The sequence below is a fragment of the Paenibacillus sp. FSL R5-0928 genome (genome assembly GCF_037970385.1).
Classification (GTDB): domain Bacteria; phylum Bacillota; class Bacilli; order Paenibacillales; family Paenibacillaceae; genus Paenibacillus_AQ; species Paenibacillus_AQ odorifer.
Genome location: NZ_CP150225.1, coordinates 1,838,987 through 1,853,607 on the forward strand (window position 1 = coordinate 1,838,987; position 14,621 = coordinate 1,853,607).

At 47.0% G+C, this 14,621-nt stretch carries 9 protein-coding genes; 7 read left to right on the forward strand and 2 right to left on the reverse strand.

Translation table 11 applies throughout. The annotated features are described in order from the left end of the window. Positions 1-10: 10 nt before the first annotated feature. Positions 11-2,230: a glycoside hydrolase family 88 protein gene (locus tag MKZ16_RS07940; RefSeq protein ID WP_179090033.1), complete on the forward strand. Its 2,220-nt coding sequence runs from the start codon at positions 11-13 to the stop codon at positions 2,228-2,230. A 585-nt stretch (positions 2,231-2,815) separates the two neighbouring features. On the opposite strand, the gene MKZ16_RS07945 is transcribed toward MKZ16_RS07940, so the two are convergent. Further along, complete coding sequence (locus MKZ16_RS07945) at positions 2,816-3,643, reverse strand: helix-turn-helix domain-containing protein (protein ID WP_076104901.1); 828 nt, start codon at positions 3,641-3,643, stop codon at positions 2,816-2,818. Positions 3,644-3,790: 147 nt separating this feature from the next. On the opposite strand from MKZ16_RS07945, the gene MKZ16_RS07950 reads away from it, so the two are divergent. Continuing rightward, a complete protein-coding gene (locus MKZ16_RS07950; protein ID WP_038569484.1) occupies positions 3,791-5,077 on the forward strand; it encodes a Gfo/Idh/MocA family oxidoreductase in 1,287 nt (428 codons plus the stop codon). 268 nt (positions 5,078-5,345) lie between these two features. Here the strand turns inward: MKZ16_RS07950 and MKZ16_RS07955 are convergent, their stop codons facing one another. Then, positions 5,346-6,608, reverse strand: coding sequence for a TraB/GumN family protein (locus MKZ16_RS07955; RefSeq protein ID WP_076104902.1), 1,263 nt, complete (start codon positions 6,606-6,608; stop codon positions 5,346-5,348). Between the two features lie 259 nt (positions 6,609-6,867). Here MKZ16_RS07955 and MKZ16_RS07960 point away from each other — a divergent pair, with 259 nt between their 5' ends. The 5 genes from MKZ16_RS07960 (at position 6,868) to MKZ16_RS07980 (ending at position 14,612) form a co-directional block, all read left to right on the forward strand. Next, positions 6,868-7,989, forward strand: a complete 1,122-nt coding sequence (locus MKZ16_RS07960; protein WP_076104903.1) for a glycoside hydrolase family 88 protein — start codon at positions 6,868-6,870, stop codon at positions 7,987-7,989. Continuing rightward, the gene (locus tag MKZ16_RS07965) at positions 7,979-10,141 is read left to right on the forward strand and encodes an alginate lyase family protein (RefSeq protein WP_076104904.1); all 2,163 of its coding nucleotides are present in this window, start codon (positions 7,979-7,981) and stop codon (positions 10,139-10,141) included. Before MKZ16_RS07960 ends, MKZ16_RS07965 begins: the two co-directional genes overlap by 11 nt. Positions 10,142-10,208: 67 nt before the next feature. Next, entirely contained in the window at positions 10,209-11,930 is a 1,722-nt protein-coding gene (locus MKZ16_RS07970) for a histidine kinase (protein WP_076104905.1), read from the forward strand. Then, positions 11,930-13,513, forward strand: a complete 1,584-nt coding sequence (locus MKZ16_RS07975) for a response regulator (RefSeq protein WP_076100553.1) — start codon at positions 11,930-11,932, stop codon at positions 13,511-13,513. The genes MKZ16_RS07970 and MKZ16_RS07975 overlap by 1 nt, the downstream gene beginning before the upstream one ends. A gap of 169 nt (positions 13,514-13,682) precedes the next feature. Further along, the gene (locus MKZ16_RS07980) at positions 13,683-14,612 is read left to right on the forward strand and encodes a sugar ABC transporter permease (protein WP_051490863.1); all 930 of its coding nucleotides are present in this window, start codon (positions 13,683-13,685) and stop codon (positions 14,610-14,612) included. The last annotated feature ends 9 nt before the right edge of the window (positions 14,613-14,621 follow it).

Here is a 14,621-nt window from a genome sequence, read left to right on the forward strand (position 1 = left end):
GATACGTTTAGTGAGTACTTATATTCCAGAATACTTTCCTGATCCTGATTGTATTGCCAAATATAATGGGGGCAAAATCGAAAATGTACTGGCCGCTGTGGCCAGCCGTTTTATCGGTGCCTATCCCCCGCAGCCTCCGGTTTACCGGGTACATTCGCAGAGTGGTTTCAAACGGCTCCGCGACTGCCGTTATGATATGAATCTGGAAGAACGACTGCCGGAGCTAGAGGCAGGACAGTTCGTATATGTGTGGGGAAAGCTGTGGAGCGACAATGAGGTAGAAGCCCCTTTCTCAGTTAGTTGCTACAGTCCAGTTAAGGTTTACATAAATGGACGGCTGGTGTTTAGCTCCAATCTAAATGATGATGTGTTTCCGGACCGGAGGACGTTTTTTCGGGCGGGCATGGATAAAGGCTGGAACCATCTTGTGCTGGAGTATGTAGCAACAGGTACAGGTTGCGGAGGGGTTTTTGGAACGGGCAGCGTCAAAGGTGCACCGGTACACTTTCTTACTCCAACGGCGCAGTTAAGCGGTTGTGAAGGTTGGATTTATAGTGGACCCCAACAGACGTCTTGGGCAGCTTGGCTGGAAGCTGATTTCACTGAAGAGCAGATGACAGCTCGCTGCGCTTGGTTTCCGACGCCGCAATGGTCGCCACAGGAACAGGCAACTGGCAACTGTTCACGTATATTTGGGGAATTACTAGGAGCCAAGGCGTTTGCTTGGTGTAAGCTGGAAGTTAAGAGCCTACAGAAAGATGACATACGCCTGCAAGGTAGCTATCGTGGAATGGCTGAAATCTCTATCTATGTGAATGGGGAACTTGTAGCTGAGCACCAGAACGTGAACGGCATGCTTGATATCCAACTGGAGCTTGGTTATGGACTACATGATCTCGTCGTGGAGTCCGTCTGCGGAGAGGGGAATTGGGGATTTGAACTGGACGTACGGTCTGGTGGTGTTCAGAGTAGTCTCGTGCAACCTTATTCAGTTGAAGGATTAACTGATCCTTGGCTGTACCTTGGACTATTCACCTCGGGGACAGCGCCGAAAGTCTTAGAACTGACCTCTATGGATACTTTATTTGGGGAAGCGGATGAAGTAACCTTTTGGCGGGTGGACCAACCGAATAGCTGGGTTAGGCCTTATTTGGAGAGTGTTATGTTTGGGCGCTGGAATTACCCTCTAGGCGTAACCCTGTACGGATTGCTGAGAACAGGAGTAGAGCTTAAGGCCCCCCATTATGCCGAATATGCACAACACCATATTGAGCAATGTACAGGGCTGCACGAATATGCCTTATGGGACCTTGAATGTTATGGCGCTCCGGGCATCAATCATCAGCTGGCGCTGATGGATTCGCTGGACGACTGCGGATCCTTCGGGGCAACGATGCTGGAAGCAAATAAGCTTCGTCCACTACAGGGCGCACCGGAAGCTGCTGCTGAAATTGCCAATTACATTACTAAAGTGCAGAGCAGGCTGCCTGACGGAGCTCTGTATCGGACCAGTGGCACAGTTGATTTCATGCAGCAGACGATGTGGTGTGATGATCTGTATATGAGCACGCCTTTTCTAAGCAAATATTATAAATTGACCGGAAATGCGGCTTATCTTGATGATGCGGCGGCGCAGTTTTTACATTACAAGGAGCGGCTGTTCCAGCCGGAGCTTGGCATTATGCATCATGTATATGATTATAAGTTTAATAAACCCAATGGCGTGCCTTGGGGCAGAGGTAATGGTTGGGTGATTTTCTCACTGACTGAGCTGCTTGAAGTTATGCCTGAGCAACATCCGTTGCGGGCTGATTTACTTGATTATTTCCGTGAGCTTAGTAAAGGCTATCTTAAGCTGCAAGATGAGCATGGCTTATGGCATCAAGTGTTGACGGATCCTGAGTCTTACGCGGAGGCTTCTTGTACCTCTATGTTTATTTACGCTTTTGCTAGAGGTGTCCGCTGCGGTTGGCTGCTGGAACCAGAGTCATACGTAACCTCTGTACTCCACGGCTGGAGCGGCTTAACCCGTCATTGTATTGACAAACAAGGCAATGTTTACGGTGTCTGCCGCGGTTCGGGTTATTCGTTTAACAAACTGTATTATAAAGATGAATTGACCTGGCAATTAAACGATACACATGGGATTGGCATCGTGCTGCTGGCCGGAATTGAGGTTCACAGGCTTGTACGAGATTTGGAAATGAAATCACATAACGAAGCAAAATGAATGGCATGATGAGGAATGAGACGACCGTATTAATCACAAAATGACAGCGGAGCAGCGATACTCCATTAGTGGGGATCGCTGCTCTTGTTATGCGTTACAGTGCTACCTAAACCCCCGAAACCCCGAAACCCCGAAACCCCGAAACCCCGAAACCCCGAAACCGCCGATTACTCCTGCGAGACAAAGTTATGCGGACCCAGATGACGTTATTTGCAGATTTATTGCTTATTCGGCAGGGGTTCGGACTCCAGTGACGTTATTCCTTCGGAAACGCTCAATATAGGTAGCTTTTTATACCAATAGCGACTATGGGGTCCGATAAAATCCCAAAATAGCGATTATGCTGCGAATAAGGTCCACTGGGTCCGATAGCCTCATGAACTTTGTTCGCGCGAAAAGGTAATCTAGGGACGGGGTATTGTTGTTGCCTCAATGCTCCGGATGCCCCCGATGCCAGATGCCAGATGCCAGATGCTCCCGATGCCCCCGTTCCCGATGCCCCCATATGCCGACAACATTTCACATGTATACTTCCGGGCGACGGAGCGGCTACATAGAGAATCGGTTGTGATTTCTAGCTGTGGATCAGCGGTTTTGCTTGCGATATTGCAAAGGCGAGCGTTTAACGATTTGTTTAAATACACGCCCGAAGTGGGCGATGCTGTCAAAGCCGGTATCCTCGGCGATGTTCGTAACTTTAGCGTTGGTGCTCTGCAAGAGACGTTGGGCTTCCTTGATCCGAATGTAGTTTAAATATTCTACGATGGTGAAGCCAGTTGTCTGCTTGAACACACGGCAGAGATAGGTGCTGCTGATGAAAAAAGTCTCAGATAGCCGCTCTAATGTAAGCTTTTCAGCATAATGTGCTTGTAAAAAATCGATAATTTCGTAGACTTTTAGCTGCTTCTCACTGCTCTCAGGGGCAATGGGCTCGCGGCTTATTTCCTGTATTCTGTTCATTTCAATAAATAGTTGGATGAGCAGCGTCTGAAGATAGGAGATTTGCTGTGTCCGTGGTTCTGTTTGTTCTTTTAGCATGCTGAAAAGAAGATATTCAATGGCCCCCTGTTCATGTACTCCGGGCCGCAAAAGCAAGCTTTGTGTAGCCATAAATGGAAAATGCAGCTCGAAGTGCGCCAATGTCTTTTGCAGAAAGCTTTCCTCAAAGTTAATTAAGATCCGTTCATGGCTTGCAGAGCCTTTAGAGGTGGTACGATGGAGCTCGTTCTTGTTAATAAAAATCAGATCACCTTTACGCAAGGTGTAGATCAGATTGTTAATGTAATAACTGCGTTCCCCGGCGAGTAAATAATAGATTTCATAAGTATCGTGATAATGGTCGGAATCCATGCTGAATGGACCGGCTCTTTTTATTTGCTCAATCATAAAAGGAGGCTGAGGCTCCTGTTCCATGCTAAATCTGCTCCTTTCAGATAATGAAGATAATATATGCAAAGTTTTTATTGTTTCTGCTAAGAATCGCTTAGATTCAGATGTATTTTATACTATACACTATAAGAAGAAAACGCTTTTAAATCAATAAGTGATGGAGTGATCCTGATGTCCAACAAGAAATATGCTTTCGTAGGAACCGGCGGCCGAGCGGAGTTTTTTTATGGTGAGATCACTACGAATTATCGTGAAACCTCTGAAATTGTAGCCTTTTGTGATGTGAATGGAGCAAGAATGGATTATGCGAACCGTTTGCTGGAGGAAAAATATAAATATCAAGCGGTTCCTACCTATAAAGCTCATGAGTTTGACCGTATGATTGAGGAAACCCAACCTGACACGGTAATTGTCACGAGTATTGACCGCACGCATCATCGTTACATTATCCGGGCGATGGAGCTTGGCTGCGATGTTATTTCGGAGAAACCGATGACAGTGGATGAAGAGAAATGTCAGGAAATTCTTGAAGCGATTGAGCGGACTGGGAAAAAGCTGCGTGTGACCTTCAATTACCGCTATGCACCACACAACACCAAAATCCGTGAACTCATTATGGACGGCGCGATTGGAGAAGTGCTTTCCGTCAACTTCGAGTGGCTGCTGAATACGCAGCATGGGGCGGATTACTTCCGCAGATGGCACCGTGATAAACGGAACAGCGGAGGTCTCTTGGTTCATAAATCCACACATCATTTCGATTTGATGAATTTCTGGCTGGGTTCGCGCCCGGATACGATTTATGCGATGGGCGATCTAAGATTTTATGGCAGAGAAAACGCGGAGAAGCGCGGGGTGACTGAGTTTTATCAGCGTGCTCATGGAAGTAGCGCGGCAGAAAATGATCCGTTTGCCCTGCATCTTAAAGACAATGAGCAGTTAAAGCAGATGTATCTGGATACGGAGCATGAGGATGGTTACCTGCGTGATCAAAGTGTGTTCGGTGATAATATCAGCATTGAGGATACGATGGCGGTTATGGTCAAATACAAAAATAAGACGATTATGAATTATTCACTTAATGCTTATCTGCCTTGGGAGGGCTTCATTGTAGTATTTAATGGAACGAAGGGGCGGATGGAAGTAAAGGTCGTCGAACAGTCTTATGTAAATGCCGGAGGAAACAAGGAAGATGAAGGGGCGTTAAAAGACAAGCGGATCACGGTTTTCCCTCATTTCGCAGCACCTTATGAAGTGGAGATTGAAGAAGGAGTTGGGGGGCACGGGGGCGGAGATCCTGTGATGCTGCGTGATATTTTTGAACGTCCACTAGAGGATCGCTTTAATCGTGCGGCTTCCCATGTGGACGGGGCGTTGTCTATTATGACCGGGATTGCGGCAAATCGTTCGATAGCTACTGGACTTCCAGTTAAGGTAGATCAGTTAATAAAATTGTAGTAGCCCGTTTATGAACAAGCGGCTTTGGGTTCGTAGGTTCTTACGATCGCTGTTAAAGTCCTATTCCTGGATTATTAAAATTCGCAGTTAAAATAGGACTTTAAAGGCGAACATTGGTATTTTTCCAGAATCTCCCCGATCTTCCGCGCTGTCCGCACGTTAAGTCAACTTCTACTTTTAAATTAAGCTAAAAAAAGTAAAATACAAGGCTATCTCTTAGTCATCTACGATGACTAAGAGACAGCCTTGTTTATTTTAGCTAAAGCAATTATTGTTTGACGACGTTAAAGCCATCTTTTTGCAATTGGGTCACGATACCATCGTCACCGAGCATATGCAGCGCGCCAACGACGACAAGGTAAGTCGCTTTTTTATCACTATTCAAATATTCTTTTACATGCTTCACCATGTTGACGTTACGATCCGAAACCAGGCCCTTATAATACTCTGGCTCTTGCGCGACCGCTTTTGTCATCGCTACGAGCGACTGCTCATCACCTTGCATCCACATTTGGGATAGTGCATCCAGTGAAGCTGCTGCGGAAGTATTGTCCGTTTGATTGAGGCTGCCGAGTGTGTCGACAAGAAGCTTTTCTTGCAATCCATCTGAGAACTGGTCGAACATATTCAGCTGCAATTGTGTGTTTTCCAGCTCAATAATAGGTTTGTTCAGCTTGCCTGCTTTTTGTAAAAAATATAAATCAATGCCGGTATCCGCCGTATAACTTGTAACTTGCATCTGTAGACTTGAGACACCTTGGGTAACGACCCACGGTTTGAAGGAATCGAATGCATTTTCCGCCAGACCATTTGCTTTTAGCAGTTGAGTCACTTTGTTATAGGTATCTGCGGATACATGATCCTTGAGCTTGGTTCCATCTGTATAGGAGCCTTTTTCCAAAATAAACTTTTGGATCTCAGCTTGATCAATCTTAGAGATATCTACTTCGACACCTAAATATTGCGAGGCTTCAAAAGCAGCTTCAATCTCCGGACGCAGCGGGTACATTTTGTCGTTAGCCACATGGATAGAACCAAGCAGATAAACGGTGTTGCCTTTGTTCTCCACTTTCCATAAGAATCCGGTGCTTCCTGCAGCTTGAGTATTGGCCACAAAAGTGATGGTGCGCAGCGCTGGACTCCACTCCACTTTATAGCCGATCGTTTCTCCTATAAAGCGGACAGGAACATAGGTGACATTGTTGATGGTCTTAGGAGCCACCTCTAGTTTTTTCTTCTCCCCATTTACCGTTGCAGTTGTGCTGCCAATGGTCAGTGAGAGGGCCAGTCCATTTTTGGTCCCTGTTACGGTTTGGGTTTTTTTATTCCAATTAATATTTACATTAAGCTTCTCTAGCAGAGGACGCATAGGAACTAGGGTCGTTCCTTTTTCTACAACAGGGTTAGAATCGCCTAACTTTATTTCGGTTCCATCAATCCATACACCGACAGGCTTTTCAGCAGCATGCGCAGTGGTAAAGACAGACATAACCATGAAAATGGATAAAAATAATGCACCTAGCTTTTTCATTAATAGGACACTCCGTTTCTAAAAAAGAATGAAAGATGTAAGTCACTCTCTGATTTTAACGTATTTTCCCATAAACAGTTATACCTTTTGTTACTATATTGATTTGATGCCTATGATTGGAAAGTAAACTTACAGTACTTCACGTCATTCAAAAGTCAAAATAATGCACATCAAAGCAAAAATCGCCCCTATTAGATCCTGTTCACTCTCCTTATCATGAAACGTAAGAAACGAAGAGCCTGAAGGGAGCAAGGAACTTATGTGGAGCAGTGCGATTGAAGATGCGATAGAGAAGGTACGTAAGAACATAGACCGGTTCGGGGGCAGTTTCCCTCATGTCAGCAGGAATGGAACTTATCAGCTCAATAACAACGACGACTGGACTAACGGATTTTGGAGCGGCATGTTGTGGTTGTGTTATGAATATACGCGGGATGACAGCTTCCGTATTGCGGCATCCCATACCGTAGAAGATTTCCGCCGCCGTTTCGCGGCAAAGACCGTGCTTGATCATCACGACATTGGCTTCCTGTATTCGTTATCCTCTAAAGCCCAGTGGATTATAGATAAAGACGAATCTGCGCGTCAACTGACATTGCAGGCGGCAGACCTGCTGCTGAAGCGCTGGCGTACAGCTGGCGGTTATATTCAGGCATGGGGACCGGAGGGGGATGCTCAGGAAGGCGGGCGCATCATTATTGATTGTCTGTTAAATCTTCCCCTTTTGTATTGGGCAGAAGAACAGACCGGTGATTCCGTATACAGGGAGGTGGCGGTCATGCAGGCGGAGAAAACGAGACGGTATCTGGTACGGGGAGATGACAGCTCTTACCATACGTTTTTCTTCGACCCGAAGACCGGAGAGCCGATTGGCGGCGCCACACACCAGGGTTTTACTAACGGATCGACCTGGACGCGCGGGCAGGCTTGGGGTGTTTACGGTTTTGCGTTATCTTACCGCTATACCAAAGATCCGTTGTATTTGGAAACGTCCAAGCGGATGGCCCGCTATTTTCTGGAGCATTTGCCGCAGGATCATGTCGCTTACTGGGATTTTAATGCTCCGGTATCTCCGGATACTTACCGGGATAGCTCGGCCTCAGCAATAGTAGCAGCCGGACTACAGGAACTGCTGGAGCTAATGGATGGGGAGGATTCTGAGCGGGCTTATTTTCAGCAGGGATTAGTGCAGTCGATGACTTCGCTTGTGCAGAACTATTCCACGCTCGGCGAAGAGGCGGAGGGGCTGCTGAAGCATGGTTCTTACCATGTGCGCGGCGATCTGTCTCCAGATGACTTCATGATCTGGGGAGATTATTTCTATCTCGAAGCATTGATACGGCTGCAAAATGGCAACAAGGGGTACTGGTATGAACGCTGATGTCAGACAAATCTCCCCCTATGCCGTCTTTGCGCTGCTCGATCTTGAGTTGCCCGCTTTAGTTCTAGTGAAGAATGCGCTCAGCCAAGCGCGGCAGGACGATGCGCTGACTGAATTGCATCGGTATTTGACCCGCCGGACCACGCCGGGCTGGCGGATAGAGGATAACCGGAAGCAGCAGCTTATTGACTATGTACAGCGCTATTGTGCAGGCGAGCGGGAAGCTGTAATGAAGACAGCGGATGAAGTTGTGGAGCAGACGTTTCTCTTTCGTTTTCCCTGGGATATGGAGCGCAGCCGCATTCCGGTTACCTTTGAGGAAGAAATTGACTGGCGTCATGTTCCAGACAAGGATGTAGAATGGGCTTATATGCTGAATCGCCACCGCTACTGGGTGGCATTAGGACAAGCGTATACGATAACAGGTAAAGAGGATTATGCGAGAGCATTTTGCTGCCAGCTTGAAGATTGGATAGACCGTAACCCCGTTCCAGACAAGCCTACGAATGATACGCTGACATGGCGCACAATTGAAGTGGGCCTTCGCTGTGCTAACTGGATCAAAGCGTTGTCCTATATACAGGATAGTCCACTGCTCACACCGGCGCTGCTGGCCAAAGTGATGGTATCTCTGTATGAACACGGCCAATATTTAGCTTTATCGTTTACGGGCTGGAAGAAGATCAGCAACTGGGGGGTGCTGGAGACTTGTGGTTTGTTCCAAACTGCGCTCTACTTCCCTGAGTTCACTAGCGCCAAAAACTGGCGACAACTCAGTAAGGAGAGACTGGGAGAGACAGCTCGAATTCAGATTATGGCGGACGGCATCCACTGGGAGCAATCGCCCACCTATCACCATGAGGTTTTGGTATGTTTTCTCGACTGCATCCGTTTAGCCCGATTGAATGGAGTGGAGCTTCAGGATGAGTTTCAGCAAAAGGTTCAGCAAATGGCTGCCGCTTCATTATATTGGGCCAAGCCGAATCACCGGCAGCCGATGCTTGGCGATAGTGATGACAGCGATATCCGTTCGCTTTTGACTTATGCGGGCTGGTTATTTCAGGATGCTGTACTCCGCTTTGGCGGATACGATCAAATGGATTATGACAATGCCTGGTTGTTTGGGATAAATGGAGTTGAGGGCTACGAGCGGCTGACTGCGGAGCTACCACCAAACTTGTCACACGCCTATGCACATTCCGGCCATTATGTGATGCGAACGGGCTGGGACGAGCAGGATTTGTACCTATATTTTCACTGCGGACCGCTTGGGGGTGGACATGGGCACGCGGATCTGCTACATTTCGATCTGTATGCCTATGGGCGGGATCTGCTTACCGATCTTGGCAGATACAACTATAGTGATCATACACCACTTAGAAAAGCGCTAAAAGAAAGCGCTGCCCATAATACGACCACTGTCGACGGAATTGGATTTACCGAAGTCACGGATACATGGTCCTTCTCTCAGATTGCGAAGCCAATGGGCTGCCAATGGATCAGCCATCCGGACTTTGATTATGTAGAGGGTAGCCACGACGGCTACCGTCATTGGGATGATCCGGTTTACCCGTTAAGGAGGATCCTATTTATTAAGCCTTTTTACTGGCTTTTGGTGGACAGCTTCAGTTCCCGGCAGGAGCATACATTTTCCCAGCATTTTCATTTTGCACCCGGAGCGGTTCAGATGGAAGATGGAACGCTAATATGCCGTACAAAAAATGAGCGGGAAGCCAATCTTTGTATCCTTCCTGTTCATGTTGAGGGTCTTCAGGGCAGGGTTGCTGCTGGGGTAATCTCCCGCGAATATAATCTGCTGGAACCCAATCAGTATGCTGTGTACTCCCGAAAGGGGAAAGGGACGGTCTCGATCATGCAGGTGCTGTACCCGCAGTCTTCGGGTGAGTTGTTCTGTCCGCTGGTCGAACAGGTGCCGATTTACCGCCATACAGGTGAACCGGTGGCTGCTGCACATGCGGAGGCCTGCCGCATCATCCTCCCCGAAAGGAATGAGGAGCATATTATCGTGATCAGCCACGAGATTCCATCCAGTCATTTAGATTCCTATGTAGTGGAAGGCGTACAAATTTTTGGAGAAGTAGTGCTTATTGTTTCTGCAGACGGTCAAAAGAAGGTCACGGTAATCAGATAATGTATGAATACTGGACAACGGGCTGATAGAATAAAAGAAAAGAGCATGAGAGAGGCGCGGAGAAAACATGTTCAAATTCACTTACTATAGACGTATCCAGGTTTCATTTCTTTTGCTGATTTTTATCCCTCTGATTGCAGTATCGATCATTTCCTTCGTGCTCATCCGGGATACGATGGTAGAGAAGCTGCAGCTCAGCAACGATAACTTCCTGAACGTTATGATTGACGAACTAAATAAAACTATTGATGATGTGACGTTCGCTTCCCATTTTATTGTAAACGATACCAATTTCCGCGCTAATCTGAAGTCTTTTGCGGATACCGAGCGGCTGAATAGCTATCAGGATTACGTACATTTTACGCAAATTCAAGATGTGTTTTCGCTCATCAACTCTAAGCCGTTGAATAATAATATCCGCATGTATTTGGTCAACCGGAAACACTTTGTGATCTCCTCTGGGACTGAGAATTTATCCGTGATCAATGCCAACCTGGACAAGCTGATGAGCCGTGTCAATATTCACGAACCGGAGACCTTGCAATGGCTTGGGATGGCTGATAGCGGTTCCGGTAAAAGCAGCAGCTATTATATTGCCAGAGTTATCTATGACAGCCGGGAGAAACGGCAGGTGTCCGTGCTGCTTATCTCAATTCCTGAATCCTATTTCAATAAATTGCTCGGACCCGTCGAATTTGGCAAGGTTGCGTTATTTGATTCTGGAGGAGGCTTGATCGCTGGGAACTCAGAATTGGCTCCAGAAGGCAAGGAAGCAAGAGGAAGCGTTCGTACGGCCAGAGCTATCGACAAATCTAATTGGCAGCTGATCTATGAAGCTTCGGAGAAAGAATGGTCGGGCCAGATCTCGCGGACGTTTTATAGTGGCATTGGCTTGGTACTCCTCTTATTTATTGTCTTTTCGGCTACCTCCATGCTGATTGCCAAAAGATTGCATAGTCCGATCATGAAGCTGCAGCGCGTTGTGCGCCAGTTCGGGATGGGGAATCTTGATGTCAGGCTGGAGGTCAAGGGCAAGGATGAAATCGCTGAGCTGGGGCAGACGTTGAATACTATGCTGGACCAGCTGCAAGGTCTGATTCACGACATCGAGCTGGAGCAGGAACAGAAGAGGGTGATGGAGCTGGAGGCGCTGTTTATGCAGATTCGCCCCCACTTTTTGATCAACACGTTGAATTCGATTAAATGTAGCCTTATTTTGGCCAAAGATAAGCTGCATAGCGGGATCATCGATTCATTAATGAGTCTGCTCCGGGCCTATTTGAAGGTCAATGAACCGGCCACCTTGCGGGAAGAATGCAAACTGCTTGGCCATTATATCGATATTATGAAGATCCGTAATGAAATCCCTCTTGAACTGGAGGTCGATCTGGAAAAGGATACAGAGAAGCTCATCGTCCCTAAGCTGATTTTGCAGCCCCTTGTAGAAAATGCAATCGTCCACGGATTGGTTGACCACCCGGCACCGCGTATTGTCGTTCGCTCGCGAACGGTCCCTGATGGGATCATGATTGAAGTTGAAGATAATGGCTGCGGTGCAGGGGCTGAAGTTCTGGCGGGACTGAACCGCAGGTTACTGTATAAGGACGATGAACAGGATGAAGTTTATCAAAGGGTCGGGTTAATGAACGTAGTTCAAAGGCTGAGGCTGACCTATGGGCAGGATACCCGCTTGTCGCTGCATAATCTGCCGCAGGGTGGGGTGTCCGTTTCTCTGTATTTGCCGCAAGGCAATCATCAGGTTAATCTGTCAGAGAGAGAGGGATATTGATGTATAAAGTGATGCTCATAGACGATGATGTTCCTATGCTCAAAGTGCTTCAGCAGATGATTGACTGGGAGGCACATAGCTTGCAGATTGTCGGCAGCACCTATTCCAGTGCCAAGGCGTTATTAATGTTTGAGGAAGTGCAGCCTGACATTGTGATCACGGATATTGGTTTGCCGCAAAAGAACGGGATTGAGCTAGCCGATTGTTTCACCCGCATGAAGCCGGAGGTCAGAATTATTTTCCTGACCTGTCATGAGGATTTCCATTATGCTCAGCAGGCGGTAAAGCTGAAAGTAGATGATTATTTAATCAAGGACCAGCTTACAGAAGAGCAACTGGAGAAAAGCCTTGCCAAGTCCGTACACTTGCTTAAGTCGAAGATTGGCTTGATCAGCCATGGGGAGACAGGCTACAACAGCCAGCTCTTCCGGCAGAACCTGCTGCAAAGGGTGATTGGCGGTGCTCCGCCTGAAACCACACTGGCTTATGCGGCGCAAATCGGCATATCCTGGACGTATCCGTGGTTTATGCTGGGCACGGTTAGTATTCATTTTTCCAGTTTCGACAAGCGATACAAGCAGAGTGAGTATCCACTTATTTTATATGCTATTTACAATATAGCCTTGGAACTGTCCGAAACATGTGAAGGGATTACGCCTTTCTTGGAGCAAAAGAATATTGTGATTCTATATAATTACCGTGTGAATCTCGCGCAGAATGCCAGTCTTCATTTTCACGATTATTTACAGCGGCTGTGTTCCGAATGCTCCCATCTCCTAAAGATTCAACCGGGCATTATTGCCGTCACAGAGAAAATGGAGCTACAGGCGATTGGCCAGATCCATCGGCAGATTGTTCAGGACAAATGCGAGTTCTATGCAAGTGCGGATTACACGGTTCTGGATACTCTGCAAATCGCTTCTCCACGTTTCCAGCCTGCACCCCAAGGATTTCTGGACAGCTATATCCCGCAGATGGAACGGGCCGTGATTAAAAAAGACCTTGAAGCCATCCGTGGCACTCTACAGGAAATCGCTAGGACTGCAAAAGCAATGTCTATTCATCCTGGCGATTTCGCCCGGGATTTATCCTTTATGCTCCGCGGCATCGAGTTAATGTTTACGAGCCTGATGTTCGATGAGGATCTGTTCGTCTATCTCGTGCAGACCCGCACACTTGAAGATACGATGGAACTGGTGGAAAGAAAGCTTGTACAGATTACAGGCAGCAAGCAGCAGGTGACAGGAGCTTCTCCGCAGGAGCCCAAGCTGCAGCTTATCCAGCAGTATATCGACCAGCATCTTGGCGATAATATCACCTCAATTGATATGGCACGTTATCTGTTTCTGGATCCAAGCTATTTTTCGCGTTATTTCAAGCGCATGACTGGCCTGACCTTTACGGACTATGTACATCAGCACAAGATGAAGGTCGCTACCAAAATGCTGAAAATCTCCAGCCAGAACCTGGAGTCGCTGGCCGTCGGCCTGGGATATTCGGACAGAACCTATTTTTCAAAAGTGTTCAAAAAATATGTAGGAACTACGCCAAGCGAATATAAATCCAAACATTCGGTACGCTGAGAAGCACAATTGTTAACGATATGAACAGACCCGCCGCCCCTCTAGGGCGGTTTTTTGTTGTCGGCGGACAAAGGTCAAAATCTTGCACATTCCGGGTCATAATCACTCCTTCTTGCGGAAGGCGGATGTATTACTATAATGACAAATCAAATTGTCGAGGTGATACAACGTGGAGGCTGCAAAACAACCTGTGCCAAAAATTCTGCAAGAGAAGCGGAAATTCTGGACTCCGCAACGGAAAGAGGCTTTAACCGGATGGCTGTTTTTGGCACCGGAAATTGTCGGGATGCTTTTTCTTAATGTATTTGCGCTTGGATTCTCACTTTATTTGAGCTTCTCGAAATGGGATCTATTGTCGGGAGTCAAAGGAATCGAGTTCATCGGATTGGATAACTATATCAAAATGTTCCATGATCCGAGTATCATTCAAGCTTTGAAGAACAATGCTTTTTATATGATTATGACCGTGCCGATACCGATTGCGATTGCGCTGGTGCTCGCGGCATTGATTCAAAACAGTGTGTTCCTCAAAAATTATTTTAAAGTGGCTTTCTTTATTCCTTATATTTCTTCGATTATTGCGATAGCTGCCGTATGGAGTGCATTGTTCCATCCGTCTCTTGGACCGATCAATCAGTTGCTGATGGAGTTTGGAATTTCCAGCCCTCCGAAATGGCTAGTTGATCCAAAGACCTCACTGTTATCCATTGCTATTATCAGTTCTTGGGCGAGTCTTGGCTACACCATTATTATCTATATGGCTGGCTTGACGAATATTTCCGATGAAATCTACGAAGCCGCCGAAATAGATGGCGCCAGCGCGCTGAAAAAATTCTTTGCCATCACAGTTCCGATGCTGCGTCCGACTACATTTTTCCTGCTTATTACCATGCTGATTGGCTCGTTTAAGGTGTTCGACATCATCGCCTTTTTGACCGAAGGCGGTCCGAATAATTCTTCTACCGTGCTTGTGTTCAGGATCTATGAGGAAGGGTTCAAATACTACAACATGGGCTACGCTTCTGCAATTTCCTGGCTGCTATTCGCTGTTATCGGCTTGATTACCGCAGCCACTTGGAAAATGAGAAATGAAGAATAAAGGGGGGAG

What these genes read in the sequence shown, in the direction of transcription:
- MKZ16_RS07960 (WP_076104903.1), top strand. Translation starts at nt 6,868, where the DNA reads ATGTGGAGCAGTGCGATTGAAGATGCGATAGAGAAGGTACGTAAGAAC.
- MKZ16_RS07945 (WP_076104901.1), bottom strand. Translation starts at nt 3,643, where the DNA reads ATGGAACAGGAGCCTCAGCCTCCTTTTATGATTGAGCAAATAAAAAGA.
- MKZ16_RS07975 (WP_076100553.1), top strand. Translation starts at nt 11,930, where the DNA reads ATGTATAAAGTGATGCTCATAGACGATGATGTTCCTATGCTCAAAGTG.
- MKZ16_RS07955 (WP_076104902.1), bottom strand. Translation starts at nt 6,608, where the DNA reads ATGAAAAAGCTAGGTGCATTATTTTTATCCATTTTCATGGTTATGTCT.
- MKZ16_RS07970 (WP_076104905.1), top strand. Translation starts at nt 10,209, where the DNA reads ATGTTCAAATTCACTTACTATAGACGTATCCAGGTTTCATTTCTTTTG.
- MKZ16_RS07950 (WP_038569484.1), top strand. Translation starts at nt 3,791, where the DNA reads ATGTCCAACAAGAAATATGCTTTCGTAGGAACCGGCGGCCGAGCGGAG.
- MKZ16_RS07965 (WP_076104904.1), top strand. Translation starts at nt 7,979, where the DNA reads ATGAACGCTGATGTCAGACAAATCTCCCCCTATGCCGTCTTTGCGCTG.